At 61.6% G+C, this 26,137-nt stretch carries 30 protein-coding genes; 15 read left to right on the plus strand and 15 right to left on the minus strand.

All coding sequences use genetic code 11. The annotated features are described in order from the left end of the window. Window positions 1-38 precede the first annotated feature (38 nt). A complete protein-coding gene (locus ACEN93_RS24560) occupies window positions 39-854 on the plus strand; it encodes a UDP-2,3-diacylglucosamine diphosphatase (RefSeq protein WP_039765488.1) in 816 nt (271 codons plus the stop codon). Between the two features lie 14 nt (window positions 855-868). On the opposite strand, the gene ACEN93_RS24565 is transcribed toward ACEN93_RS24560, so the two are convergent. Beyond that, window positions 869-1,459: an HD domain-containing protein gene (locus ACEN93_RS24565; RefSeq protein WP_039765489.1), complete on the minus strand. Its 591-nt coding sequence runs from the start codon at window positions 1,457-1,459 to the stop codon at window positions 869-871. Between the two features lie 24 nt (window positions 1,460-1,483). Further along, on the minus strand, window positions 1,484-1,795 hold the full coding sequence (locus tag ACEN93_RS24570) for an Mpo1-like protein (protein ID WP_041475173.1): 312 nt from the start codon (window positions 1,793-1,795) through the stop codon (window positions 1,484-1,486). Window positions 1,796-1,962: 167 nt separating this feature from the next. On the opposite strand from ACEN93_RS24570, the gene ACEN93_RS24575 reads away from it, so the two are divergent. Continuing rightward, window positions 1,963-3,024: an AraC family transcriptional regulator gene (locus tag ACEN93_RS24575; protein WP_011332998.1), complete on the plus strand. Its 1,062-nt coding sequence runs from the start codon at window positions 1,963-1,965 to the stop codon at window positions 3,022-3,024. Here ACEN93_RS24575 and ACEN93_RS24580 read toward each other — a convergent pair. Then, the gene (locus ACEN93_RS24580) at window positions 2,981-4,435 is read right to left on the minus strand and encodes a TrkH family potassium uptake protein (RefSeq protein ID WP_039765494.1); all 1,455 of its coding nucleotides are present in this window, start codon (window positions 4,433-4,435) and stop codon (window positions 2,981-2,983) included. The genes ACEN93_RS24575 and ACEN93_RS24580 overlap by 44 nt on opposite strands. A gap of 121 nt (window positions 4,436-4,556) precedes the next feature. Here ACEN93_RS24580 and ACEN93_RS24585 point away from each other — a divergent pair, with 121 nt between their 5' ends. Next, entirely contained in the window at window positions 4,557-5,123 is a 567-nt protein-coding gene (locus ACEN93_RS24585; RefSeq protein WP_495610621.1) for a nitroreductase family protein, read from the plus strand. 108 nt (window positions 5,124-5,231) lie between these two features. On the opposite strand, the gene ACEN93_RS24590 is transcribed toward ACEN93_RS24585, so the two are convergent. The 6 genes from ACEN93_RS24590 to ACEN93_RS24615 form a co-directional block, all read right to left on the minus strand. Continuing rightward, the gene (locus ACEN93_RS24590) at window positions 5,232-6,572 is read right to left on the minus strand and encodes a sensor histidine kinase (RefSeq protein ID WP_495610622.1); all 1,341 of its coding nucleotides are present in this window, start codon (window positions 6,570-6,572) and stop codon (window positions 5,232-5,234) included. A 67-nt stretch (window positions 6,573-6,639) separates the two neighbouring features. Then, window positions 6,640-7,089, minus strand: coding sequence for a Spy/CpxP family protein refolding chaperone (locus ACEN93_RS24595; protein WP_007958371.1), 450 nt, complete (start codon window positions 7,087-7,089; stop codon window positions 6,640-6,642). Between the two features lie 136 nt (window positions 7,090-7,225). Then, on the minus strand, window positions 7,226-7,903 hold the full coding sequence (locus ACEN93_RS24600; RefSeq protein ID WP_007958370.1) for a response regulator transcription factor: 678 nt from the start codon (window positions 7,901-7,903) through the stop codon (window positions 7,226-7,228). A 7-nt stretch (window positions 7,904-7,910) separates the two neighbouring features. Then, the gene (locus ACEN93_RS24605; RefSeq protein ID WP_039765500.1) at window positions 7,911-8,321 is read right to left on the minus strand and encodes an SH3 domain-containing protein; all 411 of its coding nucleotides are present in this window, start codon (window positions 8,319-8,321) and stop codon (window positions 7,911-7,913) included. Between the two features lie 121 nt (window positions 8,322-8,442). Beyond that, a complete protein-coding gene (locus tag ACEN93_RS24610; protein WP_039765503.1) occupies window positions 8,443-8,742 on the minus strand; it encodes a YciI family protein in 300 nt (99 codons plus the stop codon). Between the two features lies 1 nt (window position 8,743). After that, window positions 8,744-9,340 (minus strand): septation protein A, encoded by a 597-nt coding sequence (locus tag ACEN93_RS24615; RefSeq protein WP_011333003.1) that lies wholly within the window; start codon window positions 9,338-9,340, stop codon window positions 8,744-8,746. An 87-nt stretch (window positions 9,341-9,427) separates the two neighbouring features. Here ACEN93_RS24615 and ACEN93_RS24620 point away from each other — a divergent pair, with 87 nt between their 5' ends. The 8 genes from ACEN93_RS24620 to arfB all read left to right on the plus strand — a co-directional run bounded on the left by ACEN93_RS24620 (window position 9,428) and on the right by arfB (window position 17,122). Beyond that, the gene (locus ACEN93_RS24620) at window positions 9,428-10,291 is read left to right on the plus strand and encodes a PHP domain-containing protein (RefSeq protein ID WP_495610623.1); all 864 of its coding nucleotides are present in this window, start codon (window positions 9,428-9,430) and stop codon (window positions 10,289-10,291) included. 13 nt (window positions 10,292-10,304) lie between these two features. After that, window positions 10,305-10,934 carry an L-threonylcarbamoyladenylate synthase gene (locus ACEN93_RS24625; RefSeq protein WP_039765617.1) on the plus strand — a complete coding sequence of 210 codons (630 nt, stop codon included), beginning with the start codon at window positions 10,305-10,307 and terminating at the stop codon, window positions 10,932-10,934. Then, complete coding sequence (locus tag ACEN93_RS24630; RefSeq protein ID WP_011333006.1) at window positions 10,935-11,753, plus strand: segregation and condensation protein A; 819 nt, start codon at window positions 10,935-10,937, stop codon at window positions 11,751-11,753. Between the two features lie 11 nt (window positions 11,754-11,764). Further along, a complete protein-coding gene (scpB, locus tag ACEN93_RS24635; RefSeq protein WP_495610624.1) occupies window positions 11,765-12,784 on the plus strand; it encodes an SMC-Scp complex subunit ScpB in 1,020 nt (339 codons plus the stop codon). Between the two features lie 2 nt (window positions 12,785-12,786). Further along, a complete protein-coding gene (locus tag ACEN93_RS24640; RefSeq protein WP_007958358.1) occupies window positions 12,787-12,978 on the plus strand; it encodes a DUF1289 domain-containing protein in 192 nt (63 codons plus the stop codon). 154 nt (window positions 12,979-13,132) lie between these two features. Next, window positions 13,133-14,350 (plus strand): 23S rRNA pseudouridine(2605) synthase RluB, encoded by a 1,218-nt coding sequence (gene rluB, locus ACEN93_RS24645; RefSeq protein WP_134334348.1) that lies wholly within the window; start codon window positions 13,133-13,135, stop codon window positions 14,348-14,350. An 849-nt stretch (window positions 14,351-15,199) separates the two neighbouring features. Then, window positions 15,200-16,618, plus strand: a complete 1,419-nt coding sequence (locus tag ACEN93_RS24650; protein WP_039765508.1) for an amino acid permease — start codon at window positions 15,200-15,202, stop codon at window positions 16,616-16,618. 90 nt (window positions 16,619-16,708) lie between these two features. Next, window positions 16,709-17,122 carry an alternative ribosome rescue aminoacyl-tRNA hydrolase ArfB gene (gene arfB / locus ACEN93_RS24655; protein ID WP_011333010.1) on the plus strand — a complete coding sequence of 138 codons (414 nt, stop codon included), beginning with the start codon at window positions 16,709-16,711 and terminating at the stop codon, window positions 17,120-17,122. Here the strand turns inward: arfB and ACEN93_RS24660 are convergent. From ACEN93_RS24660 to phhA, 6 genes are all read right to left on the minus strand, one after another. Continuing rightward, on the minus strand, window positions 17,119-18,306 hold the full coding sequence (locus ACEN93_RS24660) for an MFS transporter (RefSeq protein WP_170844945.1): 1,188 nt from the start codon (window positions 18,304-18,306) through the stop codon (window positions 17,119-17,121). The genes arfB and ACEN93_RS24660 overlap by 4 nt on opposite strands. 95 nt (window positions 18,307-18,401) lie before the next feature. Beyond that, window positions 18,402-18,581, minus strand: coding sequence for a hypothetical protein (locus tag ACEN93_RS24665; RefSeq protein WP_495610625.1), 180 nt, complete (start codon window positions 18,579-18,581; stop codon window positions 18,402-18,404). 73 nt (window positions 18,582-18,654) lie between these two features. Then, window positions 18,655-18,786, minus strand: coding sequence for a hypothetical protein (locus ACEN93_RS24670; protein ID WP_007958347.1), 132 nt, complete (start codon window positions 18,784-18,786; stop codon window positions 18,655-18,657). Window positions 18,787-19,120: 334 nt separating this feature from the next. Further along, window positions 19,121-20,314 (minus strand): amino acid aminotransferase, encoded by a 1,194-nt coding sequence (locus tag ACEN93_RS24675; protein WP_495610626.1) that lies wholly within the window; start codon window positions 20,312-20,314, stop codon window positions 19,121-19,123. Further along, the gene (locus ACEN93_RS24680; protein ID WP_003222798.1) at window positions 20,314-20,670 is read right to left on the minus strand and encodes a 4a-hydroxytetrahydrobiopterin dehydratase; all 357 of its coding nucleotides are present in this window, start codon (window positions 20,668-20,670) and stop codon (window positions 20,314-20,316) included. Before ACEN93_RS24680 ends, ACEN93_RS24675 begins: the two co-directional genes overlap by 1 nt. A gap of 110 nt (window positions 20,671-20,780) precedes the next feature. Continuing rightward, a complete protein-coding gene (phhA, locus tag ACEN93_RS24685) occupies window positions 20,781-21,572 on the minus strand; it encodes a phenylalanine 4-monooxygenase (RefSeq protein ID WP_039765515.1) in 792 nt (263 codons plus the stop codon). A gap of 280 nt (window positions 21,573-21,852) precedes the next feature. Between phhA and ACEN93_RS24690 the strand changes: the two genes are divergently transcribed. The 4 genes from ACEN93_RS24690 (at window position 21,853) to flgH (ending at window position 26,112) form a co-directional block, all read left to right on the plus strand. Continuing rightward, window positions 21,853-23,418, plus strand: coding sequence for a sigma-54-dependent phenylalanine hydroxylase transcriptional regulator PhhR (locus ACEN93_RS24690; protein WP_039765517.1), 1,566 nt, complete (start codon window positions 21,853-21,855; stop codon window positions 23,416-23,418). A 373-nt stretch (window positions 23,419-23,791) separates the two neighbouring features. After that, the gene (locus ACEN93_RS24695; protein WP_007958343.1) at window positions 23,792-24,532 is read left to right on the plus strand and encodes a flagellar basal body rod protein FlgF; all 741 of its coding nucleotides are present in this window, start codon (window positions 23,792-23,794) and stop codon (window positions 24,530-24,532) included. A gap of 45 nt (window positions 24,533-24,577) precedes the next feature. Further along, window positions 24,578-25,363, plus strand: a complete 786-nt coding sequence (gene flgG, locus ACEN93_RS24700) for a flagellar basal-body rod protein FlgG (protein WP_039765524.1) — start codon at window positions 24,578-24,580, stop codon at window positions 25,361-25,363. Between the two features lie 53 nt (window positions 25,364-25,416). Continuing rightward, window positions 25,417-26,112: a flagellar basal body L-ring protein FlgH gene (flgH, locus tag ACEN93_RS24705; RefSeq protein WP_011333018.1), complete on the plus strand. Its 696-nt coding sequence runs from the start codon at window positions 25,417-25,419 to the stop codon at window positions 26,110-26,112. Window positions 26,113-26,137 lie beyond the last annotated feature (25 nt).

Genomic DNA, 26,137 nt, shown 5'->3' on the forward strand with positions numbered 1-26,137 from the left:
CGCGCGCACAGTGGCGAAAACATCGCAGAGGGTTGCCCATGACCAGCGCCGAGCTCGCCAGACCCAGCCGTAAACAACGGGTTCGCACCCTGTGGATCTCCGACGTGCACCTGGGCACGCGGGATTGCCAGGCCGAGCATCTGTCGCAATTTCTCAAGGGCTACCACGCCGACAAGATCTACCTGGTCGGTGACATCATCGACGGCTGGAAACTGCGCGGCGGCATGTACTGGCCCCAGGCGCACACCAACGTGATTCGCCGTTTGCTGACCATGAGCAAGCGTGGCACCGAGGTGATCTACGTCACCGGCAACCACGACGAATTCCTGCGCCGCTATTCGAAACTGATTCTGGGCAACATCCAGCTGGTCGACGAGGCAGTCCACGTCACCGCCGATGGCCGGCATCTGCTGGTGATTCACGGCGACCAGTTCGACGTGATCACCCGTTACCACCGCTGGCTCGCGTTCCTCGGCGATTCGGCCTACGAATTCACCCTGACCCTCAACCGCTGGCTCAATCACTGGCGGGCGAAATACGGTTACGGCTACTGGTCGCTGTCGGCCTATCTCAAGCACAAGGTGAAGACGGCGGTCAGCTTTATCAGCGATTTCGAGGAAGCCATCGCCCACGAATGCGTGAAGCGCGAGTTGCACGGGGTGGTCTGCGGACACATTCACCACGCCGAGATCCGCAAGGTCGGCGAGGTGGATTACCTCAATTGTGGCGATTGGGTGGAGTCGTGTACGGCGCTGATCGAGCACTGGGACGGCACGATCGAGTTGTATCGCCTGGCCGATGCGCAGGCGCGAGAGGCCGAGTTGAAAGCGGCGAAGGTTGCCGAGCTGGTCTGAGTTTTCAAATCGATTCAGGCCGGGCTGTGCTCTTCCATCGCCGCCTTGTAGATCGAGTTCTTCGGCTGGGCAAACAGCCTTTCCATCATCGGCTCGAAGAAGCTCAGCGGCAGGGTGTCGTACTCGGGGTCGAACGCCGCCGCGTCGTATTTGGCGCAGAACTCCGCGGTCGCCAGAAACTGCGGGTGCTCGCTGAACTGCTCGCGCAGGTGCCGATCCATGCCCAGGTGATGGAAGAAGTAGTAGCCCTGGAAGATCCCGTGCTTTTCCACCATCCACAGGTTCTCGGCACTGACGAACGGCTTGAGGATGGCGGCGGCAATGTCCGGGTGATTGTAGGAACCGAGGGTGTCGCCGATGTCGTGGAGCAGGGCGCAGACCACGTATTCCTCGTCGCGCCCGTCGCGAAAGGCGCGGGTCGCGGTTTGCAGCGAGTGGGTCAGGCGATCCACCGGGAAACCGCCGAAATCGCCTTCTAGCAGTTTCAGGTGGGCCATGATCCGGCCCGGCAACTGACGGGCATAGGCGCTGAAATCCGCCGCAATGATCGCCCAGTCGTCCGGTGTGCCGTCCTTCATGTGGGTGAAACGGGCATTGGCATTCATCGGCAATCCTCTTGGTCGGAATTTCTAGAACGGCACGCGGCCCAGGATCATGTCGCGGTACATGACGAAGTCGCCGAGCAGGCTGTAGAACGGGTGCTGGAAGGTGGCCGGGCGGTTTTTCTCGAAAAAGAAATGGCCGACCCAGGCAAAGCTGTAGCCCGCCAGCGGCAACGCAAGTAAAAGCAGCCAGGCGCCCTTGGCGATGGTCAGGGCGAGAATGAAGATCACCAGCGTCGTGCCGATGAAATGCAGGCGACGGCAGGTGCTGTTGCTGTGCTCGCTGAGGTAATACGGATAGAACTCGGCGAAGCTGTTGAAAGGCTTGAGGGTTTCCACGACTGCGATCTCTGTGGCTATTGTTCTGATTGCAAGTTGTTCGGCGGGTAGCTTATTTGAGTCTAGAGTGATCAATGGCGTCGGCCAGTGACAATCGGCGCCACTTTACTATCCTTGGGAAATCGGCCGTAGTATGCGGCTCACCATGTCATCCAAGAAAAAACGCCATGAGCGAACGAACGACATCTGCAAGCTGGGCGATGGGGATTGTCAAGGCACTGGAAATGGACGGCCTGGATTGCCGGGTTCTGTTCAGACAGCTGGGGCTCGACTACGCGGCGCTGGAGGATCCGGACGCGCGCTTCCCACAGGATTCCATGACCCGACTCTGGCAACGGGCGGTCGAGCTGTCCGGGAATCCGGCGATCGGCCTGAACATGGGCAAGGTGGTGCGGCCGGCTTCGTTCCATGTCGCGGGCTATGCACTGATGTCCAGTAATACGCTGGCGGAAGGTTTTCAGCGTCTGGTGCGTTATCAGCGGATCATCGCCGAAAGTGCCGATCTGAGTTTTCGCCTGCTCGATGAAGGTTATGCGCTGATTCTGACGGTGCACGGCGATCATCTACCGCCCACCCGGCAAAGTGCCGAAGCTTCGCTGGCCTGCGCACTCGCGCTGTGCGGCTGGCTGACCGGGCGCACGCTGCACCCGCGCAAAGTGCTGGTGCAGGGCGACGAACCGGATGATCTCGAACCCTACAAACAAGCCTTCCATGCACCGCTGGTGTTCAACGCGCCGTATGACGCGCTGATCTTCGAACGGGCCGACATGGAAGCGCCACTGCCCACCGCCAACGAGGCGATGGCGCTGCTGCACGACCGGTTCGCCGGGGAGTATCTGGCGCGTTTTTCCGAAAGCCGCGTGACCCACAAGGCGCGTCAGGTGTTGTGCCGCCTGCTGCCGCAGGGCGAACCCAAGCGCGACACGGTGGCGCAGACCCTGCACCTGTCCCAGCGTACCTTGCAACGACGCTTGCAGGAGGAGGGCACCAGTTTTCAGCAGTTGCTCGATGACACCCGCCGCGAACTCGCCGAGCAATACCTGGCGCAACCGAGCATGACCTTGCTGGAGATTGCCTATCTGTTGGGGTTTGCCGATCCGAGCAATTTCTTCCGCGCCTTCCGTCGCTGGTTCGACACCACGCCCGGCGATTACCGGGCGCGGTTGCTGGAGGCGCCGAAGGCGATCAGTGACGCCAGAACGCCGGAATACACAGTACAAACACCGTAATGATCTCCAGTCGGCCGAGCAGCATGCCGAACGACAGAATCCACTTGGCCGCATCCGGCAGGCTGGCGAAGTTGCCGGCCGGGCCGATGGTCTCGCCCAGGCCCGGGCCTACGCCGGACACGGTGCTGGCGGCGCCGGTCAACGCGGTCATCCAGTCCACGCCCAACAGCGACAGCAGCAGGGCGATCACGCAGATGGTGATCGCGAAGAAGAACGAGAACGTCAGGATCGAACGAACGATTTCCTCGTCGAGGCGGTGACCGTTGTACTTCTGCTTGATCACCGCCCGTGGGTGAATCAGCTGGTTAAGGTTGGCCTTGAGCAAAATGTAGGCGACCTGGAAACGGAAGATCTTGATCCCGCCCGCCGTCGAACCGGAACAGCCACCGACGAAGCCCAGATAGAAGAACAGCATCAGCGAGAAATTGCCCCACAGGCTGTAGTCCCCCAATGCAAATCCCGTCGTCGTGACTACTGATGTCACGTTCAGCGCCACATGACGCAGCGCGTCCAGCCAATGCAGATTGGTAGTCCACCAGTACCAGGTGCCGAGCACCAGCCAGGTCGCCAGCAACATGCCGAGCAAACCCTGCACCTGTTGATCCTTGATCAGCGCCCGACGGTTGCCGCGCAGCGTCGCCACGTACAGGGTGAACGGCAGACTGCCGAGAATCATCACCACCACCGCGACCCAGTGCACCGCCGGTTGCGTCCACTTGGCCAGGGACTGGTCGGAGGTCGAGAACCCGCCGGTGGAAATCGCTGACATCGCGTGGTTGATCGCATCGAACGGGCTCATCCCGGCCCACCAGAACGCCAGGCTGCCGAGAATCGTGATGCCGACGTAGGCCGCCACGATCAGCCGCGCCACCATGTGCGAGCGGGGCATGACCTTTTCCGAGCGGTCCGAGGATTCGGTCTGGAACAGGCGCATGCCACCGATGCGCAGCAGCGGCAGGATTGCCACCGCCATGCCGATGAAGCCGATGCCGCCGATCCAGTGCAGCAGCGAGCGCCACATCAGGATGCCGGGGGACATGTCGTCCAGGTGGTTGAGCACGGTCGACCCGGTGGCCGTGATGCCGGACATGCTTTCGAAGAACGAGTCGGTGTAGCTGATGTGCTGGGTCAGCAAAAACGGCAGTGCGGCGAAAATGCACACCACCAGCCAGCTGCTGACGGTCAGCAGGTACATGTCGCGAGGGCGCAGGTGAATGTGTTCCGGGCGACCGGGAATCACCAGCGCGAGGCCGGCGACGAAGGTGATCATGCTCGCCCAGAGGAACGACGGCAGATCGCCGGTGCGCTCGAAAATCACCAGGGTGGCCATGGGCACGACCATGGCGACGGCCAGGGTGATCAGGAAGATGCCGATGATGAAACCAATGATCCGTAAGGTCGGCAACGCCATGAAGTCCGCTCGGGCTGATGTGGGAAGGGCGCCATTCTACCTGCGGTGCAAGGCATGTAAACCGACGCGTCTGGATCACTTGCAGCTAGAATAGCCGGACATTTTTTTCAGGAGGTGGCCGATGCAGGCTCTCGACGCTTTGCTCAACCGTGTTTCCGTTCCACGACTGATCGATCCGGCCCCCACCGCCGAACAGCGCGAAGTGCTGTTCGCCGCCGCGACCCGCGCACCGGATCACGGCCATTTGCAGCCGTATCGCTTCCTGACCGTCGAAGGCGCGGCGCGTGAGCAGATGGGCGAGTTGCTGGCCGAAGCTGCACAAATGCAGGAAGGCGAAGTCACCGAAGCGATGATCGACAAGGCCCGCAATGGCCCGTTGCGGGCGCCGCTGGTGGTCGTGGTCATCGCCAGGTTGCAGGATCACGTCAAATACCCCAAGGCCGAGCAGTTGCTGGCCGCAGGCTGTGCGGCGCACGGGATTCTGCTGGCGGCTTACGCGCAGGGGATTGGCGCGGTGTGGCGAACGGGTGATCTGGCCTACTCGAAACATGTCGCCAAGGGCTTGGGCCTGACGGATGACGAAGAGGTGATTGCGTTTCTGTACCTCGGCACGCCGCAGAAAGAACCGCGGGTGGCGGAGAAGGTTGATTTGGCGGAGTTTGTCAGCGCTTGGCCGGCAAAGGCCTGACACACTAAATAAATGTGGGAGCGAGCCTGCTCGCGATAGGGGGCAGCCAGTCACATCACCATTGACTGACAAAAAGCTATCGCGAGCAGGCTCGCTCCCACATTGGTTTCATGGTTGGACAACTGCCCCCGGTACGAGCGGCAATTCAAGACTCGCCACGAATCCGCCCTGCGGGTGATTGGCCAGCACCAGCGTCCCGCCATGCCGCTCCGCTGCCCGCCGGGCAATCGCCAGCCCCAGGCCATGACCCTCAGCGGTCTGCCCCGGCGCCCGATAAAACGGTTCGCCCAGCTGGCTCAGATGCTCGGCCTGCACCCCCGGCCCGTGGTCGCGCACGCTGACCACGATCCGCTCACCCTGACGTGACGCCTGCATTTCAATCGACTGCCCCACCGGGTTGAAGCGCTGGGCATTGCGCAGCAGGTTGTCCACGGCTCGTTCGATCATGGTCGGCCAGCCTGTCAGATTAAGTGCCGGCTCGGCCTCCAGACGCACGGTCTGCTCTGGCGAACCCAATTGAGCGTCCTTTTGCAGGGTGGCGAGCAAGGCATTCAGATCCACGTCTTCGGCGCTGGCGTTGTCGGCATCGACTCGCGCCAGCACCAAGATTTCACTGATCAACGCTTCCAGCCGGTCACACTCGCGGGTCAGGCGCGGCCAGAGTTTTTCCCGTTCTTCGGGGCTCGCCCGTTCCGCCAGTGCCAAGGCGATGCGCAGCCGTGCCAGCGGTGAACGCAACTCGTGGGACACGTCGCGCAGCAATTGGCGCTGACTGCCGATCAGGCTTTGCAGGCGGGCGCCCATGCGGTTGAAGTCGTTGGCCAGCACGCCGAATTCATCGCGACGGTTGGCCAGTTGCGCCAGGCTGTTCTGTTGATAGGTGGTCTGGCCGAGGTCATGCACCGCGCCGCGAAGGCGACTGAGCGGGCGGGTGATGGAAAACGTCACCAGCAGGCTGAACAGGGTCAGCACCACCAGCGCGATACCCAGTGCACTCAACGGCCAGAGCAGGCTTTCGCGGTGCCAGGCGTCGAGTTCCGGGTGCGGGATGCGGTAGATGAAGAGGTAGGTGTCGCCGCTTTTGTCGCTGGTGAATTCGTCGGTCAGACGGCGCCAGGGCAGGCGTCGGTCATCGTTGTTCTGCCGCGCCTCGAAGGCTGCCGCGCGCCGGGGGAAGGTGCCGCGCACCACCGGGTCGCCGCTTTCATTCAGCACTTGCACGTCGATGTGGTACTGGCGTTTGCGCTGTTCGAGGATGTCCTGGGCGGCGTCTTCGCCTTGGGCTTCGTAGGTCTGCGTCCATTCGGCGGCAAGGGTGTTGAGGCCCGGATGGCGGCTGAGGATCCACGCGTCCTGGTTGAGCATGTGCCCCAGCAGAATGGAAAGCCCTGCAACCAGAGCGATGGCCAGCCAGAAGCTGGCGAGGATACGCCAGAACAATGAACGCACAGAAAATCCTCAAACAAAGAAAACCCAACGGCGGTGAGCCGTTGGGTCGGGGCGTGACGCTAGAACATTATTGCGCCTTTTGCGGCTGTTGCGCTTTCCAGGCTTTGAACTCGGCCCATTCGGCGCGACGTTCGGCCTGTTTCTTCTGGATCTCGTCGAATTTCTTCTGTTGATCCGGTTTCAACACGGCGCGAACATCAGACTCGGCTTTCTTGTGGTTGGCCGCCATCTCGTCCTTCATGGCTTTCTGGTCGGCTGGCGAGAGTTTCTCCAGGTATTTTTCGACCGTCTGTTTACGCTCGTGCATCTGCTCGCCCATGATCTTGCGGATCTGCTCGCGCTGTTCGCGGGACAAGTCGAGCTGGCTGTACGGGCCTTTGCCGTGCATGCCGTGCATCTGACCGCCATGGCGCGGGCCGTCCAGCGGGCCACCCATCGGGCCGCCATCCTGTGGCATGGCCATGGCGACGGTCGGCAGGGCAGCGGCAAACATCAGAGCGATAAGAGTCTTGCGCATGGTGAATCTCCTTTGTCTCGTTCCCGGTACGTTCCGGATGAGTACAGATTACGGAGATCAAGGTCAGCGACGGTCAGCGCTGTGTAAAGCTTGGGTAAACACGTTTTCGCGCCGACCTGACAAAACTGACAGACGATCAGAGGCTGTAGTAGTAGCCACGGCTGCGCAGGGCAACGATGCGCGGGCGGCCGTCGGGGTGCGGGCCGATCTTTTTGCGCAGGTTGCTGACGTGCATGTCCAGGCTGCGGTCGTACAGCGTCAGCTTGCGGCCGAGGGCGATCTGCGCCAGTTCCTGTTTGTCCAGCGGCTCGCCCGGTTGCTTGAGCAGGGCTTCAAGCAGGCGGCTTTCGGAGACGGTGAGGGTGAATTCCTTTTCGTCGATGCTGACCACGCCGCGCACCGGGCTGAAGCTCAGGTCGCCCAGCTCGAGCTGGGTCGACACGGCGGCCGGATGACTGCGGCGCAGCACGGCGCGCAGGCGAGCGGTCAGTTCGCGCGGATCACAGGGTTTGGCCAGGTAATCGTCGGCGCCCAGTTCCAGGCCGAGAATCCGGTCCAGCGGCTCGCCCCGGGCCGAGAGCATCAGCACCGGCAGGTCGGCGTGATCGCTGCGCAGTTGCTTGAGCAGTTCCAGACCGCTGCCGTCGGGCAGCATCACGTCCAGCACCACGGCCGCCGGCGCGGTTTCGGCCAGCGCCTTGCGGGCGCTCTGGCCATCGTGACAGGCCCGGACCTGAAAGCCTTCCTGGCTCAGCCAGCTACTCAGGAGTTCACACAACTCCTGGTCATCATCAATCAGTAACAGCTCGCTCATGACTCACTCAATTTAGCCATTGCCGACGTTTTCGGCTTGCTCCACTGGCAAAGATACCGCAGAGCAGCGCCAATAGCGCTACCCCGGCCCCGGTGACGAACCATTGCTGCTGTTCGGTCAACAGGCGCGGCAGCGGGCTGGCCTGGGCCTCCTTGAGTTGCAGCTTCAGACGCTGGTTCTCCTGGCGCAACCGGGCGAGCTGGGCGCTTTCGCGGGTGTTGTCGGCATTTTGCAGTTGTTTGCTCAGTTCTTCCCGTTGCTGCTCGCTGGCCTTCAGGCGCTGCTGCAACTCGGTGATCTGGCTGCCGGCGCTCAATGAAAGCGGCGTGGAGCTGTTGCCTTCGGTGCTTTCTTCACCATGGGCGGGCGCCATGATCGACAACGTGACCAACATCAGACACAACGGACCCTTGCGCATCGCGACTCCTGTTTCCAAATGGATATTGGGCAGGTTGTCGGCCGGCAAACGAGAATAATGAGCGATTGAGAACGCGATGAACCGACAAGGTTCATCGCGCTGAGGGCTTTTGCGGGGGAGGTTACGGCAGGACTTGCTTGAACGGCTTCACGACAACATTGGCGTATACGCCGGCGGCGACGTACGGGTCGGCATCGGCCCAGGCTTGCGCCGCGCTCAGGGAGTCGAATTCGGCGACGATCAGGCTGCCGCTGAAACCTGCTGCGCCCGGATCATTGCTGTCGACCGCCGGGTGCGGGCCGGCCAGCACGATGCGGCCTTCGCCCTTGAGCACTTGCAGGCGTTCAAGGTGTGCCGGGCGCGCAGCGAGGCGGGCTTCCAGGGAGTTGGCGACGTCGGTGGCAATGATGGCGTAGAGCATGTCAGTCCTCGGTTTTTGGCGTTGTGGTATCGGCGTCGTGCAGGTGACGGGACAGGTAGATGCCCTGACCGACCAGGAACAGCACGGTCATGCCCAGGCTGCCGAACACCTTGAAGTCCACCCAGATGCTCTGGAAGGTAAAGGCGACGAACAGGTTGGCGGCCCCGCAGAACAGGAAAAAGGCGATCCAGGCGATGTTAAGGCGGGTCCAGACCGGATCCGGCAGAGTCAACGCGTGGCCCATGATGCGCTTGATCAGCAGGCGGTCACCGATGAAATGGCTGCCGATGAAGGCCAGGGCGAACAGCCAGTTGACCACCGGGGCTTTCCATTTCAGGAAGGTTTCGCTGTGAAAGGCCAGGGTCAGGCTGCCGAACACCAGGCAGGCGATCAGGGTCAGCCACTGGCTCTTCTCCAGCTTGCGCTGCTTGATGAAGAGCGCGCCGTACACCACCAGGGAACTGATGATCAGCATGGCGGTGGCACTGTAAATGCCGCCTACCGTCAGTTCATGGCCGGCAACGTCGACGGTGCGTGGATCGAGTTTGTAGACGATGAAGAACAGCAGAAGCGGGATGAAATCGATGAATTGTTTCACAGTGAGAGCCAGAAGCTGGATGTGGCGGCATAATAACAAACATATGGGCGCGCGATAGCGCCAGCTGATTTGAGGTAACACATCCCCGTGAATGTTGATTTGCACTGCCACAGCACGGCCTCCGATGGCGCCCTGGCGCCTGCGGCACTGGTTGCGCGTGCGTTCGAGAACGGCGTGCGAGTCCTGGCCCTGACCGATCACGACACCCTCGAAGGCCTCGCCGAAGCGCGCACGGCCGCCGAGGGGCTGGGCATGCAACTGGTCAACGGCGTCGAATTGTCCTGCACCTGGGGCGGGGCGACCATTCACGTGCTCGGCTACGGTTTTGACGTCAATGCCGCGCCGTTGATCGAGGCGATTGCGCAGTTGCACGACGGCCGCTGGCTGCGGTCTGAAGAAATAAGCCGCAAGCTCGCCCTCAAGGGCATGCCGAATGCGCTCGACGGCGCGCGGCAGATCCAGCAGGAATTGGGCGACAGCGGCAACGCGCCGGCCCGCCCGCATTTCGCCGACTGGATGGTGCGTGAAGGTTTTGTAAAGGATCGCGCCGAGGCGTTTCGCAAATGGCTCGGCGCCGGCAAGCTGGGGGACGTCAAGCAGCATTGGCCGACCCTGGAAGACACCGTCGGCACGTTGCGCGCCGCCGGCGCCTGGGTCAGCCTGGCGCATCCGTGGCACTACGATTTCACCCGCAGCAAGCGCCGAAAGCTGATTGCCGACTATATTCAAGCGGGCGGGCATGCGATCGAAGTGGTCAATGGCCATCAGCCTGCGGAACAGGTGGGCAGCCTTGCCATCCTTGCCCGTGAGTTCGGTCTGCTGGTCAGCGCCGGCAGTGATTTCCATGGCCCTGGTGGCTGGTCCGAGATCGGCCAGTACCGGCCGGTGCCGGAGGACCTTCCACCCCTGTGGGGTCGGTTCAAACATGACCCAGTTATTGCCGCCGTCTGAACAGGTAGAGAATGTGAGTCAATTTTTCCAGATTCATCCGGAAAACCCGCAAGCGCGCCTGATCAAACAGGCGGTCGAGATCATCCGCAAGGGCGGAGTGGTGGTTTATCCCACGGACTCTTCCTACGCAATCGGCTGCCAGATCGGCGACAAGAACGCCATCGAGCGCGTTCGACGCCTGCGTCAGCTCGACGAGAAACACAACTTCGCACTGATCTGTAGCGACCTGTCGCAGCTGGGCAATTACGCCAAGATCGACACCGGGACCTTTCGAATCCTCAAAGCCCACCTGCCGGGGCCGTACACCTTCATTCTCAACGCCACCCGCGAAGTGCCGCGGCTGTTGCTGCATCCGAAGAAGCGCACCATCGGTCTGCGGGTGCCGAGCCATCCGATCGCGCTGGCGCTGCTGGCCGAACTGGACGAGCCGTTGATGAGCGTGACCCTGATCATGCCGGGCGATGAAGACCCGTTGAGCGACCCGTACGAAATGCGCCAGTTGCTCGAGCATCAGGTGGACCTGATCATCGACGGCGGTTCCGGCGGTATCAAGGCCTCCACCGTGATCGACCTCACGGGCGACGATCCGGAAGTGACCCGCGTCGGTTGCGGCGATCCCGCTCCATTCATGGTCGAGGCCTGAATGTCTGCAGTGGAAACCGTTGATCCCCAGGCCGGTGCCCAGCAGGAACTGCCGTTTGCCATGGTCTACGGCCAGGCCGTCACGGAAATGCCGCTGGACCTGTACATCCCGCCGGATGCGCTGGAAGTCTTCCTCGAAGCCTTCGAAGGCCCGCTCGACCTGTTGCTGTACCTGATCCGCAAACAGAACATCAACATCCTCGACATCCCCGTGGCGGAAATTACCCGCCAGTACATGGGCTATGTCGAGCTGATGCAGTCGGTGCGCCTGGAACTGGCCGCCGAGTACCTGGTAATGGCCGCGATGCTGGCCGAGATCAAGTCGCGGATGCTGCTGCCCCGGGCCGAAACCGTCGAGGACGAAGAGGACGACCCGCGCGCCGAACTGATTCGCCGCCTGCAGGAGTACGAACGGTTCAAGGCCGCCGCCGAAGGCATCGATGGCCTGAGCCGGGTCGGTCGCGACGTGATCGTGCCCAAGCTCGACGCCCCGGAAGCCCGCGCGCGCAAGCTGTTGCCGGACGTGGCGCTGGAAGAAATCCTGATGTCCATGGCCGAAGTGCTGCGTCGCGGCGACATGTTCGAAAGCCATCAGGTCAGCCGCGAGGCACTGTCCACCCGCGAGCGCATGAGCGACGTGCTGGAGCGGCTCAAGGGCGGCGGGTTTGTGCCGTTCATCGAGCTGTTCACCGCCGAAGAGGGCAAGCTCGGGGTGGTGGTGACCTTCATGGCCATCCTTGAACTGGTCAAGGAATCCCTGATCGAGCTGGTGCAGAATGAGCCGTTCGCCGCGATCCACGTGCGAGCCCGAGCCGAATAACGAGTCCCGATATGAACCTGACTGAACCCCGCGAGCTGGCGTCCCTGCTTGAAGCCTTTCTGTTGGCCTCGGGAAAGCCGCAATCCCTTGAGCGCCTGTATGAACTGTTCGAGGAAGGCGAGCGCCCGGAACCGCCGGTTTTCAAGAAAGCCCTGACCCTGCTCGGCAAATCCTGCGAGGGCCGGGCGTTCGAGCTCAAGGAAGTCGCCTCCGGCTATCGCCTGCAAATCCGTGAAAAGTTCGCACCGTGGGTCGGTCGCTTGTGGGAGGAGCGTCCGCAGCGCTATTCCCGCGCACTGCTGGAAACCATGGCGCTGATCGCCTACCGCCAGCCGATCACCCGGGGCGAAATCGAGGACGTGCGGGGCGTGGCGGTCAACACCAACATCGTCAAGACGCTGCTCGAGCGCGAGTGGATTCGCATCGTCGGTTACCGCGACGTGCCGGGCAAACCGGCGATGTTCGCCACCACCAAGGCGTTTCTCGATCACTTCAACCTGAAGAACCTCGACGATCTGCCGCCGCTGGCCGAATTGCGCGAGATCGAGGCGGAACCGGTGCTCGACTTCGACGACGCTCCGGTGCCACCGGGCTTGCAGGAACTGGCCGACGCCAGTGCCGAGCCGGAAGAGCCGAAGGAAGAAACCAGTTTCCACACCCTGCTGCTGGAACTGGACAGCATGGAGGAGGGGATCAAGACCGACTTCGACGACTTGCTGCGTGACGGGGTGGGCGGCGAATCGCTGCCGACCGGGGTTGAGTCCGATCCGCTCGAGCCGCCGCACGAGGGTGAGCCAGAACCTGAATTCGAGCCTGAATTTGAGCATGAACCTGAATTCGAGCACGAACCTGAGCAGGAAGACGATGTGCTCGGCGTGGCCGAAGCCCGGGAAAAACTGCTGGCCGCCGTCGCCCGGCTTGAACAGCCCGCCCCGGAACCCGCCGCCGAGGAAGAGCTGAGCGAAGAAGAAGCCGAAGCCCGCGCCCTGGCCGAAGCCATTGAAGCCGAACGCCGCGAGTTCGAGGATTGAGCATGAGCTCGACCAAGGACCCGTGCATCAGCGTCTGCAAGTTCAGCGACGACATCTGCCTCGGCTGCGGCCGCAGCAAGCGCGAGATCCGGGCCTGGAAGAAACTCGACAAGGACGACAAGCGCACCGTACTGGCCGAAGCCGCGCTGCGTCTGATCAAGCTCGGGGCCACCGGTCGGCGGAAAAAGAAATAACCTTGGCCTGATCGACTAGTCTCTGATGCGCGCGCGGCCACATCCGCGTATGATTCGCGACCCTTCGGCGATCCCTTCGCCCGAAAACCCAGATTTCAACGCTTCAGCGGCTCAATTCAGCGCCGCTGAACAGACCACACCGGGAGGTGCCCAGATGAGTGACATCAATCAGAAAGACGACCAGGAAATCGGCCCAGCAGGCGAAAAGCTGCAGAAAGTCCTCGCCCGTATCGGCGTCGGCTCGCGCCGTGACGTCGAATCCTGGATCGCTGCCGGCCGGATCAAGGTCAATGGCAAAGACGCCACCCTGGGCCTGCGTGTCGACATGCACGACGCCATCACCATTGATGGCAAGGTCATCAAGCGTGAAGAAGCCGCCGAGTCGGTTCGCCGCGTGATCATGTACAACAAGCCCGATGGCGAGATCTGCACCCGTGACGACCCGGAAGGCCGTCCGACCGTGTTCGACAAGCTGCCGCGTCCGAAAGAAGGCCGCTGGATCAACATCGGTCGTCTCGACATCAACACCACCGGTCTGCTGATGTTCACCACCGACGGTGAACTGGCCAACCGCCTGATGCACCCGTCCTATGAGATGGACCGCGAGTACGCGGTGCGTGTACGCGGCGAAGTCGATGACGAAATGATCGAGCGCCTGAAGGCCGGCGTGGTGCTGGAAGACGGCCCGGCGCGGTTCACCGATATCCAACAGGCACCGGGCGGCGAAGGCTTCAACCACTGGTATCACTGCGTGGTGATGGAAGGTCGTAACCGTGAAGTACGTCGCCTGTGGGAATCCCAGGGCCTGGTGGTCAGCCGCCTGAAGCGCGTGCGTTTCGGTCCGGTGTTCCTCAACTCCGACCTGCCGATGGGCCGCTGGCGCGAAATGAGCCAGTACGAAGTCGACGTACTGAGCGCCGAAGTCGGCCTGACCCCGGTGGCCATGCCGCAACTGAATGCCAAGAGCAAAGACAAGCTCGACCGCATGCAACGCAAGTCGTCGCGTCCGATGGCCCGTACCGAGCGCGTGCGTACCCTGCGTCCGGCCAACGGTGCGCCAATTGGCGCCGGTCCGCGTCCGGTTCGCGAGCCGCAGATCGAAGGCGAGCGTCCAGGTCGCAAACCGACAGCGCGTCCGGATGGCGAGCGCGGTCCACGCACACCGCGTCCGGCCAATGGCCGTACCGAGCGTGGCGAAGGTCGCGGTACGCCGGTGGCGGATCGTCCAGTCGACACCAAGCGTCCGTCCAAGCCATCGCCGAAGCGTCCAGGCATCAAGCTGGCTGACGATGACAAACCGTCGGGCAAGCGCCGTGGCGCACCGGCCGGTTCCGGTCAGCGTCCGGGTTTCGGTCGCAAGAAGCCGGAATAACGCGGTTGTAAGCTTCGAGCGGCAAGCTTCAAGCTGAAAACAGAAAACGCCAACCTCAGGGTTGGCGTTTTTTTTTGGACTTTTTATTTCTTTTTTTCGGGCGTGTTTTTCTTTTTTTTAAACAAAAAACTTAACGCCTTTCAAATAGTTAGCCAGCTAACGTCAATCACCGGACGCCTCTTCGAGGGGTCTGGAGTGGAAACTTTACGTTACGCGCTGTCAGTGGATGTTTACGAAAAAGCCCTCGCCGTCCCATGAATCGGGTGGCTTTGCCTGGGTGTAAGGAAAATCTGCCGGAGCCAGGCTCACCGGGCCTTGCGCAGCCCTCTGGCGTGCTTGTTTCAGCGTCGTTTGGAAGGTGAGATGCGCGGCATGCCTGTCGTGCAGGTGCATAACAAGAAGGAGGCGCAATGAACGCCGTTATCCATTTTCACTTCTCCACGTGGGGCGAATCTTCCATCGTCCACGCCGATGGCCTGCAAAGGCCTGACTCAAATTTTGCAGCCGCCCGGGCTTCCCGGGGTGGGCACATGCAATCCCGGCAACCGACACGCTGATCCGGCGAGGTCTGGCAGCAGGGGGTTAGCGGTGTACAATGCGCCGCGTTTTAACTGTGACCCTCTGCGTAATCGCGCAAACCTCAAGGTTTATCCGCCTTGTTCACTCCGCCGCGTCACAAGCGTGTCGGGTTCGATTTCGTCACAGATAAAAACAAACAGGTGACGCATGACCGTTGTAAAAAAGCTGAATTCCTGGTGCCTGCGCTGGGGTTTGATCAAGGTTGGCTGAAATCGCAACCTTGCAGCAACGTCTACTGAACATCATCAAACCTTGCGTGAGACCTTTTTCATGAGTGGACAAAACTCGCAATCAGGCGAGCTGAAACGCGGCCTGAAAAATCGCCATATTCAACTGATCGCCCTCGGTGGCGCGATCGGTACCGGACTGTTCCTCGGCTCGGCCGGGGTGCTGAAATCCGCCGGTCCGTCGATGATCCTCGGCTATGCCATCTGCGGCTTCATCGCCTTCATGATCATGCGCCAGCTCGGCGAAATGATCGTCGAAGAGCCGGTGGCCGGCTCCTTCAGCCACTTTGCGCACAAATACTGGGGCGGTTTCGCCGGCTTCCTGTCGGGCTGGAACTGCTGGATTCTGTACATCCTGGTGGGCATGTCGGAGCTGACCGCGGTCGGCAAATACATCCACTACTGGGCGCCGGAGATCCCGAGCTGGGTCACTGCCGCGGCGTTCTTTGTGCTGATCAACGCGATCAACCTGGCCAACGTCAAAGTCTTCGGTGAAGCCGAATTCTGGTTCGCGATCATCAAGGTCGTGGCGATCGTCGGCATGATCGCCCTGGGCAGCTACCTGCTGGTCAGCGGCCATGGCGGTGAGCAGGCGGCCGTGAGCAACCTGTGGTCCCACGGTGGTTTCTTCCCGAACGGCGTCAGCGGCCTGGTGATGGCCATGGCGATCATCATGTTTTCCTTCGGCGGTCTGGAAATGCTCGGTTTCACCGCAGCCGAAGCCGACAAGCCGAAAACCGTGATCCCGAAAGCGATCAACCAGGTGATCTACCGGATCCTGATTTTCTACATCGGCGCACTGGTGATCCTGTTGTCGCTGACTCCGTGGGACAGCCTGCTGGAAACCCTCAACGCTTCCGGCGATTCCTACAGCGGCAGCCCGTTCGTGCAGGTGTTCTCGATGCTTGGCAGCAACACCGCTGCGCACATCCTCAACTTCGTGGTTCTGACCGCGGCATTGTCGGTGTACAACAGCGGCACCTATTGCAACAGCCGCATGCTGCTGGGCATGGCCGAGCAGGGCGACGCGCCGAAAGCGCTGGCGAAGATCGACAAGCGCGGCGTACCGGTACGTTCGATCCTGGCCTCGGCAGCCGTGACCCTGGTGGCGGTGCTGCTCAACTACCTGATCCCGCAACATGCGCTGGAACTGCTGATGTCGCTGGTGGTTGCGACGCTGGTGATCAACTGGGCGATGATCAGCTTCTCGCACTTCAAGTTCCGCCAGCACATGAACAAGACCCACCAGAAGCCGCTGTTCAAGGCGCTGTGGTATCCGTACGGCAACTACATCTGCCTGGCGTTCGTTCTGTTCATCCTTGGCGTGATGCTGCTGATCCCGGGCATTCAGATCTCGGTGTACGCGATTCCGGTGTGGGTCGTGTTCATGTGGGTCTGCTACGTGATCAAGAACAAGCGTGGTGCGCAACAGGCACTGCACGCAGCGAGCGCAGCCAAGTAAGCGTCGTTGCAAAAACAACAAACCCGGCCAAGTGCCGGGTTTTTTGTGCTTTCGCGGTATCCTGCGGGTTCTGATTACGGACGTTTTTCCATGCTGGTGATTTCAAACAACGTGCATCTGCCGGATGCCGAGATCGAACTGACGTACATCCGCGCCCAGGGCGCCGGTGGGCAGAACGTCAACAAGGTCTCCAGCGCCGTGCACCTGCGCTTCGACATTCCGGCCTCGTCCTTGCCCGAGTTCTACAAGGAGCGGCTGCTGGCGCTGCGCGACAGTCGCATCACCGGCGACGGCGTGCTGATCATCAAGGCCCAGCAGTACCGCACGCAGGAACAGAACCGCGCCGATGCACTGGAGCGTCTGACCGAGCTGATCCTGAGTGCCACCAAGGTTGAGAAGAAGCGCCGGCCGACCAAGCCGACGCTGGGTTCCAAGAAGCGTCGGCTCGAATCGAAGACCAAGCGCGGCAGCATCAAGGCCGGGCGCGGCAAGGTGGATTTCTAGTCTTCGCGGTACTTCGCCGTGTGGCGGTAGAGATAGACGCTCAGTGCCAGGCCGCTCAAAGAGGCGAGGGCGGCGAACAGGAAGATCGAGGCAAATCCGAAGCCCGCTGCAATCGCCCCTGCCAGCGGCCCGGTGATGCCCAGCGACAAGTCGATGAACAAAGAATAAGCCCCGACCGCCGCGCCACGGCTGGAGGCCGGCACCAGGTTCACGGCTTCCACGCCCAACGCCGGGAACACCAGCGAGAAACCGAAACCGCTCAATGCCGCACCGGCCAATGCCCAGTGCGCGTCCGGTGCCAGCCACAGCAACAGCAGGCCCAGGGTTTCCACCGACAGGCAGGCAATCGCCACGCGGAAGCCGCCGAGGCGATTGATCAGGTTGCCGAACAGCAGTCGCGCACCGATGAAGCTGGCGCCGAACAGGCTCAGGCACAGCACCGCGTTATCCCAATGCTGCGTGGCGTAATACAGGGTGATAAAGGTGGCGATGGTGCCGAAACCGATCGAGCCCAGCGCAAGTCCGCAGCCGTGCGGAAAGACGCGCCCGAGAACGTGCATGAACGGCAGACGCTCACCGGCCACGATCGGCGCGGCGGTTTTCGGCCAGGCCAGCAGCAGCCCCAGCGTGGCGAGCAGCAGAATGCTCACACCCATGCTCCACAGACCGAAACGGCTGACCAGCCATACCCCGAGCGGCGCACCGACGGCCAGCGCTCCGTAACTGGCGATGCCGTTCCACGAGATGACCTTGGCGGTGTTGGCGGCGCCGACCCGGCCGATGCCCCAACCGATCGAGCCTGACCCGACCAGACTTTCCGCGCTGCCCAGCACCAGACGGCCAACGAACAGGCTGATCAGGCTCAGCAGCGGCAGGTTGGGTGTCCACGCCGAAATCAGCATGAACACACCGCTCAAACCACAACCGGCCAGACCGATCATCACCGCACGTTTGCTGCCCTGGTTGTCGATGATCTTGCCGGCATACGGGCGGCTGAGCAGGGTGGCGAGGTATTGCACGCTGATCACCAGCCCGGCGATGACCGCGCCGAAGCCCAGGTCGCTGTGCACATAGCCGGGCAGCACCGCCAACGGAATGCCGATGTTCAGGTAGCCGATGAAGGTGAACAGGACGATGGAAACGACTTGCAGCGTGACCGCCAGGGGGCGCTGAGGTTCTGGCATAGAGGACGACATGAATTACGATCCACGGGAAGAGCAGAATAGATAGGCTGCTCATGATACCGATGCGGACGCGTCCAGGGCGGGGAAAAGTAAAACTATTTGGCCGGGGCGACCAATTGCGTGGTGACCAGGGCGGCCAATGCGTTTTCTTCGCTGCCGAAACGGGCGAGCAGGGCGGCCTGTTTCTCGGGCGAGAGACGGCTCCAGATCTCGATCATCTTTTCGGTGGCATCGATCAGGGTCTCGGCCTGTTGTTCATCGAATTCTTTGGACATGGCAACTCAGGTTTCAGGCAGTGTGGAAAGCGCATGTTAGCGCTTTCCACACGGTCTGTACGGCGGGTGTTGCTTACTCTTCGCTGTCGGCCGGACGGCTCTCGGCGGCTTCTTTCGGCTCGGGCTGTTGGGCACCGGCTTGTTGCGTGGTCGTCTGCTCAGTTTCGTGCAGGCTTGGGAAGGGGAGATTCGGAATCTCGTGCATGGTTGCGCTCCTCGCTAAGTCTGTTGATAGATCTGGTAGATCCGCGCTTTCAGAAAGCCTGCGCAGGATACAGCAAGAAAAATGACAAACTCATTTTTAAATCCATTTGTTACGACGGGCGGGATTGTCTAGACAAGTGCGACAGGGTGACGCAGGGCAAATGCAGGGGCGAGCCTGCTCGCGATGAGTGCGCCTGATCGTTCCCACGTCGAGGCGTCGAACCGTCCGCGTGGGAATGCAGCCCGGGACACTCTGCGTCCCTGCCGAAGCGGACGCGGAGCGTCCATTGAGGCATTCCCACGCGGAGCGTGGGAACGATCAAGACCAGGGGGGGTTATTTGCAGACGCTGGCGATCGCTTCGGCCAGCAGGTCGAGGCGCGTCGCATCAATCCCGGCAACGTTGGCCCGGCCCGAGCTGACCATGTACACACTGTGATGCTCGCGCAGGTTCTTCACCTGTTCCGGCGACAGACCGGTGTAGGAGAACATTCCGCGTTGCACGCCAATGTGCGCAAAACGCTCGCGCAGACCGTGCGGTTCCAGCGCTTCCACCAGACCGCTGCGCAACTGGGCGATGCGCAGACGCATGGCTTCCACTTCGTCGGCCCAGCGGCGTTTCAGCTCCGGGTCGGCGAGGATTGTGGCGACGACGGCCGCGCCGTGATCCGGCGGCGTCGACCACAGGTTACGGGCGATGTGCGCCAGTTGGCTGCGGATGTCGATCAGCTTGTCAGCGGTTTTCGCGCTGACGATCAACGCACCGGTGCGGTCGCGATACAGGCCGAAGTTCTTCGAGCAGGAACTGGTGATCAGCAGCTCGGGCAACTCGGCGGAGAACAGCCGGGTTGACCATGCATCCTGCTCCAGACCGTCGCCAAAGCCCTGGTAGGCAAAGTCGATCAGCGGCAGCAGGTCACGGCGGCGTACCACCTCCAGCACTCGCTGCCAGTCGTCGTGGCTCAGGTCGAAACCGGTCGGGTTGTGGCAGCACGCATGCAGCAGCACCACATCACCTTTCGGCACTTCGTTGAGCACGGCGAGCATCGCATCGACGTCGAGGCGGTTGTCGCTGCCGACGTACGGGTAATGGCTGATCTTGACCCCGGCGGCCGCGAAAATCGTTTCGTGGATCGGCCAGGTCGGGTTGCTCAGCCATACGCCTTTGCCCGGCAGGCATTGGGCGATGAAGTCCGCCGCCAGACGCAGGGCGCCAGTGCCGCCCGGCGTCTGAGTGGCGCCGGCACGTTGCTCGGCGATCAGCTTCGAATCGACGCCAAGCACCAGCTCATTGATGACCTTGCCGAACAGCGGATTGCCGTGGCCACCGATGTAGGTCTTGGTGTCCTGGCTCTCGACCAGACGCGCCTCGGCGATTTTCACCGCCTCGGGGATCGGCGTCAGGCCCTGGGCATCCTTGTAGACGCCGACGCCGAGGTCGAACTTGCGCGGGTTGGAGTCCTGCGCGTAGGCCTCCATCAGGCCGAGGATCGGGTCGCCGGGCACCCGGCCGATGGCGTCGAAGTGCATTACTTGCGTCCTTCTGCAGTCTTGGCCACTTCGTCAGTGCGCGCGGCCATGATGAAGTCGTTGCGGTGCAGGCCCTTGATCGAGTGGCTCCACCAGGTCACGGTGACTTTGCCCCACTCGGTGAGCAGGCCCGGGTGGTGACCTTCGGCCTCGGAGATCTCGCCGACGGCGTTGGTGAACGCCAGCGCGTGCTTGAAATTCTTGAACAGGAAGACTTTTTCCAGCTGCATGATGCTGTCGCGTACTTCGATGTTCCAGTCAGGGATCTGCTTGATCAGGATCGGCAGTTCTTCATCGCTGACTTGTGGGGCATCGGCACGGCAGGCTTCGCAATGGGCTTGGTTCAAAGTGGACATGGTGGACTTCCTGAAATCTGAAGGTGTTTTTTTATATTGGCCGTCAAAGTCGCCACGCTAAACCAAAGTGGCGACGACTGACAGACTCACTTGTAAGCAAAAGTCGCGGGTCACGCGGCTTTCGGTTTTGGCGGAAACTTCGGTGCGTGCAGACCCAGCTGCATGCCTTGCTTGACCATGGCCATGATGTCTTCGTGGGCCAGGTCGAACAGGCGCTTGAGGTTCGGCAGGACAAAGTACAGCGGTTGCAGGATGTCGATGCGATACGGCGTGCGCATGGCTTCCAGCGGATCGAAGGCCTGATGCTCGGGCTCGTCCGACAGCGAATAAACAGTTTCTTTTGGCGAGGACAGGATGCCGCCGCCGTAGATGCGTTTGCCTTGCGGGGTGTCGACCAGGCCGAACTCGATGGTCATCCAGTACAGGCGCGCCAGGTAAACGCGTTCTTCCTTGGTCGCCTGCAGGCCGAGCTTGCCGTAGGTGTGGGTGAATTCGGCGAACCACGGATTGGTCAGCAGCGGGCAGTGGCCAAAGATCTCGTGGAAAATGTCCGGCTCCTGCAGGTAGTCCAGTTCTTCACGGGTGCGGATGAACGTGGCCACCGGAAACTGCTTGCTGGCGAGCAATTCGAAAAAGGTCTGGAAAGGGATCAGCGCCGGGACGCGGGCAACCTGCCAACCGGTGGTCTCGCCGAGCACCTTGTTGATCTCGCCCAGTTGAGGAATGCGGTCGTGGGGCAGACCGAGTTTTTCGATACCGTCCAGGTATTCCTGGCACGCACGACCCTCGATCACTTTCATCTGGCGGGTGATCAGCGTGTTCCACACCGCGTGTTCTTCTGCGGGGTAGTCGATAAAACCTTGCGCATCGGGCTCGCGGGCCACGTATTGCGTCTGCTTCATACTGCTCTCCTGCGAGGGGAATTTCGTTCTTGTTATGTCCTGCGATGGACTGAGAAATACCCCGGAACGTTTGTTGTTGCAGCAGGTTGAAGACTGGCTGAGTAGGAAAAGTCTCTTTAATTCGTAAAATTTTCGTTACGCTTCGTGCGATAAGTCGTGTTTGCGGTGACTGTCGGGTTTGAAAAGGCTTATGGCTGTCACATAATCTTGACGACTATCTTGCGCGCGGCGCAGAAAATTCCGGCGTCAGACCACCTTTTCACCTGTTTCGGGCCTTTATATGCGTATCAAAGTCCACTGCCAGAACCGCATCGGCATCCTGCGCGACATTCTCAATCTGCTGGTGGAGTACGGGATCAACGTCGCCCGTGGCGAGGTGGGTGGTGAGCATGGCAACGCGATCTATTTGCATTGCCCGAACCTGATCAACATTCAGTTCCAGGCGCTGCGACCGAAGTTCGAGGCAATTGCCGGAGTGTTCGGCGTCAAGCGGGTCGGGCTGATGCCCAGCGAGCGGCGGCACATGGAGTTGAATGCGTTGCTCGGCGCGCTGGAGTTTCCGGTGCTGTCGATTGACATGGGCGGCTCCATCGTGGCGGCCAACCGTGCGGCGGCGCAGTTGCTCGGTGTGCGGGTGGACGAGGTGCCGGGGATTCCGTTGTCGCGTTACGCCGAGGACTTCGACCTGCCGGAACTGGTGCGCGCCAACAAATCGCGAATCAACGGCATGCGGGTCAAGGTCAAGGGCGACATCTTTCTGGCCGACATCGCGCCGCTGCAATCTGAACACGACGACAGCGAAGCCATGGCCGGTGCTGTGCTCACCTTGCACCGCGCGGACCGCGTCGGCGAGCGGATCTACAACGTGCGCAAACAGGAGTTGCGCGGTTTCGACAGCATCTTCCAGAGCTCGAAAGTGATGGCAGCGGTGGTGCGCGAGGCCCGGCGCATGGCGCCGCTGGATGCGCCGTTGTTGATTGAGGGCGAAACCGGCACCGGCAAGGAATTGCTGGCGCGGGCCTGCCACCTGGCGAGCCCGCGTGGTCAGTCGCCGCTGATGGCGCTCAACTGCGCGGGGCTGCCGGAGTCGATGGCCGAGACCGAACTGTTCGGCTACGGCCCCGGTGCCTTTGAAGGCGCTCGGGCCGAAGGCAAGCTCGGGCTGCTGGAGCTGACGGCGGGCGGCACGCTGTTCCTCGATGGTGTCGGCGAAATGAGCCCGCGCTTGCAGGTGAAACTGCTGCGCTTCCTGCAGGACGGCTGCTTCCGCCGTGTGGGCAGTGATGAAGAGGTTTACCTGGATGTGCGGGTGATCTGCGCAACCCAGGTGGATTTGTCGGAGCTGTGCGCGCGCGGCGAATTTCGCCAGGATCTGTATCACCGCTTGAACGTGCTTTCGCTGCACATCCCGCCACTGCGCGAATGCCTCGACGGTTTGACGCCGCTGGTGGAGCACTTCCTCGATCAGGCCAGTCGACAGATCGGCTGCCCGCTGCCGAAACTGGCACCGGCGGCGATGGATCGGCTCAGTCACTACCATTGGCCGGGCAATGTGCGGCAACTGGAGAACGTGCTGTTCCAGGCGGTTTCGCTGTGCGACGGCGGCACGGTCAAGGCCGAGCACATTCGCCTGCCGGATTACGGTGTGCGTCAGCCGCTTGGCGATTTTTCCCTCGAGGGAGGGCTGGACGAGATTGTCGGGCGCTTCGAAAAAGCAGTGCTGGAACGCTTGTATTCCGAGCATCCGAGCAGCCGACAACTGGGTAAGCGGCTCGGGGTTTCGCACACTACGATTGCCAACAAGCTGCGTGAGTATGAAGTCGGCAAGGAGTCAGGCAGCGCCTAATCAGCCCCACACTGATCCCCCCACGCTGATCGTTCCCACGCTCTGCGTGGGAATGCCTCAATGGACGCTCTGCGTCCGCTTTGGGACGCGGAGCGTCCCGGGCTGCGTTCCCACGCGGACGGTTCGACGCCTCGACGTGGGAACGATCCGCGATCCGCGATCAGCAATCAGCAATCAGGGTCAGGTGTTTGCCGCCAAGCGGCATGACACCGCCGGTTTTTCGTCTTCGATACATTTCCCTCCTCCCCGCAAAATCCCTCAAGTCCTTTGTTTACCGGGTCGTGGGCCGCCAGAAAAAAGTTGGTCTGCAAATTGCTTATGGCTCAGCAGTACAGCGGTGGGCGGCAAACGTCCGGCATGCAGAGGAAAGAGTGTGGACAAGTACCTTTATGTGGCAATGACCGGCGCCAGCCAGAACGCACTGGCGCAAAAGGCTCATGCCAACAACCTGGCGAACATCTCCACCAACGGTTTTCAGCGCGACCTGGAGCAGGCGCGTTCGATGCCGGTGTTCGGTGACAGCTTTCCGGCGCGTGCGTTTGCGATGAGCGAACGGCCCGCCACCGACTTCACGCCGGGCTCGCTGGTGCAGACCGGCCGTGACCTCGACGTCGCCGTGTCGGGTAACGGCTGGATCGCCGTGCAGAATCCCAACGGCGGTGAAAGCTACGTGCGCACCGGCAGCCTCAACATCGATGCCCTCGGCGTGTTGCGTGCCGGCAACGGCATGCCGGTCATGGGCAATGGCGGGCCGATCGCGGTGCCGCCGGAGCAGCAGGTGGAAGTCGGCGAAGACGGCACCATCAGTATTCGAGCGATGGGCGAGGGCCCGCGCGTCATGGCCGAAGTCGACCGCATCAAGCTGGTCAATCCGGACATCAAGAACATGAACAAGGGCCTGGACGGTTCGATTTACACCAAGGACGGCCAGCCTGCGCCGGCCGATGCCAACGTCAAACTGGTGTCGGGTTTCCTGGAATCGAGCAACGTCAATGCCGTGGAAGAAATGACGTCGGTGCTGGCCCTGGCCAAGCAATTCGAATTGCACGTCAAGATGATGAACACCGCCAAAGACGACGACCAGGCCATGGCTCGGGTCTTGCAGATCAGCTAATTATCAGAACGTCGCGCCGTAAAACAGGCGCACGAGGAGAATCGAATGCTTCCGGCTCTATGGGTTGCCAAAACCGGTCTGTCCGCCCAGGACACCAACCTGACCACCATTTCCAACAACCTGGCGAACGTGTCGACCACGGGTTTCAAACGTGACCGCGCCGAGTTCCAGGACCTGCTGTACCAGATCAAGCGTCAGCCAGGCGCCCAGTCGACCCAGGACAGCGAACTGCCGTCGGGTCTGCAAGTGGGTACCGGTGTGCGCATCGTCGGCACCCAGAAAAACTTCACCGCCGGCAGCCTGCAAACCACCGAGCAGCCGCTGGACATGGCCATCGACGGTCGCGGATTCTTCCAGATCCTGCAGCCGGACGGCACCACGTCCTACACCCGTGACGGTACGTTCCACCTCGACTCCAACGGCCAGATCGTCAACGCCAGCGGTTTCGCCCTGGAACCGGCCATCGTCATCCCGAACAACGCCCAGACCTTCACTGTGGGCCGTGACGGCACCGTGTCGATCACCACCGCCGGCAACGCCGCCTCGCAAGTGATCGGCAACCTGCAAACCGCCGACTTCATCAACCCGGCCGGTCTGCAAGCGGTGGGCAACAACCTGTTCCTGGAAACCGCCGCCTCCGGTGCGCCGCAAGTCGGTACGCCGGGCCTGAACGGTTTCGGTACCACCCTGCAGAACACCCTGGAAACCTCCAACGTCAGCACCGTGGAAGAGATGGTCAACATGATCACTACTCAGCGCGCGTACGAGATGAACTCCAAGGTGATCTCCACCGCCGACCAGATGCTCTCGTTCGTAACGCAGAATCTGTAATCAAGTCTATGAGGCGGCCATGAGGCTGCCTGCAACACCGTGAGGTAAGGGTCATGAAACGCTTTGTATCTGTTGTGGCATTGAGCGGGGTCGTCTCGCTCGCGGGCTGCGTCGCTCCGACGCCCAAGCCCAATGATCCTTACTACGCCCCGGTGTTGCCGCGCACACCGTTGCCGTCGGCCGCCAACAACGGCTCGATCTATCAGGCCGGTTTCGAGCAGAACCTGTACAGCGACCGCAAGGCGTTCCGGGTCGGTGACATCATCACCATCACCCTGAACGAGAGGACCCAGGCCAGCAAGAACGCCAACTCGCAGGTGGCCAAGAACAGCAAGACCGGTATCGGCCTGACGTCGCTGTTCGGCGGCAGTGCCACCACCAACAACCCGTTGGGCGGTAACGACCTGAGCCTGGATGTCGGTTACAGCGGCGACCGCGCGACCAAAGGTGACAGCAAGGCCGCCCAGGGCAACACCCTGACCGGCTCGATCACCGTGACCGTCGCCGACGTGTTGCCCAACGGCATCATCGCCGTGCGTGGCGAGAAGTGGATGACCCTCAACACCGGCGACGAGCTGGTGCGGATCGCCGGTCTCGTGCGGGCCGATGACATCGCCACCGACAACACCGTGTCCTCGACCCGGGTCGCCGATGCGCGCATCACCTACTCGGGCACCGGTTCGTTCGCCGATGCGAGTCAGCCAGGCTGGTTCGACCGTTTCTTCCTCAGCCCGCTGTTCCCTTTCTAGGTGGCTACGTTGAATTTCAGAAGTC

Source organism: Pseudomonas sp. Pseusp21 (assembly GCF_059492145.1).

Bases quoted from the DNA above. Each gene is read 5' to 3' on its own strand.
- ACEN93_RS24560 (WP_039765488.1), top strand. From the start codon at position 39: ATGACCAGCGCCGAGCTCGCCAGACCCAGCCGTAAACAACGGGTTCGC.
- ACEN93_RS24565 (WP_039765489.1), bottom strand. From the start codon at position 1,459: ATGAATGCCAATGCCCGTTTCACCCACATGAAGGACGGCACACCGGAC.
- ACEN93_RS24575 (WP_011332998.1), top strand. From the start codon at position 1,963: ATGAGCGAACGAACGACATCTGCAAGCTGGGCGATGGGGATTGTCAAG.
- ACEN93_RS24580 (WP_039765494.1), bottom strand. From the start codon at position 4,435: ATGGCGTTGCCGACCTTACGGATCATTGGTTTCATCATCGGCATCTTC.
- ACEN93_RS24585 (WP_495610621.1), top strand. From the start codon at position 4,557: ATGCAGGCTCTCGACGCTTTGCTCAACCGTGTTTCCGTTCCACGACTG.
- ACEN93_RS24595 (WP_007958371.1), bottom strand. From the start codon at position 7,089: ATGCGCAAGACTCTTATCGCTCTGATGTTTGCCGCTGCCCTGCCGACC.
- ACEN93_RS24600 (WP_007958370.1), bottom strand. From the start codon at position 7,903: ATGAGCGAGCTGTTACTGATTGATGATGACCAGGAGTTGTGTGAACTC.
- ACEN93_RS24605 (WP_039765500.1), bottom strand. From the start codon at position 8,321: ATGCGCAAGGGTCCGTTGTGTCTGATGTTGGTCACGTTGTCGATCATG.
- ACEN93_RS24610 (WP_039765503.1), bottom strand. From the start codon at position 8,742: ATGCTCTACGCCATCATTGCCACCGACGTCGCCAACTCCCTGGAAGCC.
- ACEN93_RS24630 (WP_011333006.1), top strand. From the start codon at position 10,935: ATGTCTGCAGTGGAAACCGTTGATCCCCAGGCCGGTGCCCAGCAGGAA.
- scpB (WP_495610624.1), top strand. From the start codon at position 11,765: ATGAACCTGACTGAACCCCGCGAGCTGGCGTCCCTGCTTGAAGCCTTT.
- ACEN93_RS24640 (WP_007958358.1), top strand. From the start codon at position 12,787: ATGAGCTCGACCAAGGACCCGTGCATCAGCGTCTGCAAGTTCAGCGAC.
- rluB (WP_134334348.1), top strand. From the start codon at position 13,133: ATGAGTGACATCAATCAGAAAGACGACCAGGAAATCGGCCCAGCAGGC.
- ACEN93_RS24650 (WP_039765508.1), top strand. From the start codon at position 15,200: ATGAGTGGACAAAACTCGCAATCAGGCGAGCTGAAACGCGGCCTGAAA.
- arfB (WP_011333010.1), top strand. From the start codon at position 16,709: ATGCTGGTGATTTCAAACAACGTGCATCTGCCGGATGCCGAGATCGAA.
- ACEN93_RS24660 (WP_170844945.1), bottom strand. From the start codon at position 18,306: ATGCCAGAACCTCAGCGCCCCCTGGCGGTCACGCTGCAAGTCGTTTCC.
- ACEN93_RS24665 (WP_495610625.1), bottom strand. From the start codon at position 18,581: ATGTCCAAAGAATTCGATGAACAACAGGCCGAGACCCTGATCGATGCC.
- ACEN93_RS24670 (WP_007958347.1), bottom strand. From the start codon at position 18,786: ATGCACGAGATTCCGAATCTCCCCTTCCCAAGCCTGCACGAAACTGAG.
- ACEN93_RS24675 (WP_495610626.1), bottom strand. From the start codon at position 20,314: ATGCACTTCGACGCCATCGGCCGGGTGCCCGGCGACCCGATCCTCGGC.
- ACEN93_RS24680 (WP_003222798.1), bottom strand. From the start codon at position 20,670: ATGTCCACTTTGAACCAAGCCCATTGCGAAGCCTGCCGTGCCGATGCC.
- phhA (WP_039765515.1), bottom strand. From the start codon at position 21,572: ATGAAGCAGACGCAATACGTGGCCCGCGAGCCCGATGCGCAAGGTTTT.
- ACEN93_RS24690 (WP_039765517.1), top strand. From the start codon at position 21,853: ATGCGTATCAAAGTCCACTGCCAGAACCGCATCGGCATCCTGCGCGAC.
- flgG (WP_039765524.1), top strand. From the start codon at position 24,578: ATGCTTCCGGCTCTATGGGTTGCCAAAACCGGTCTGTCCGCCCAGGAC.
- flgH (WP_011333018.1), top strand. From the start codon at position 25,417: ATGAAACGCTTTGTATCTGTTGTGGCATTGAGCGGGGTCGTCTCGCTC.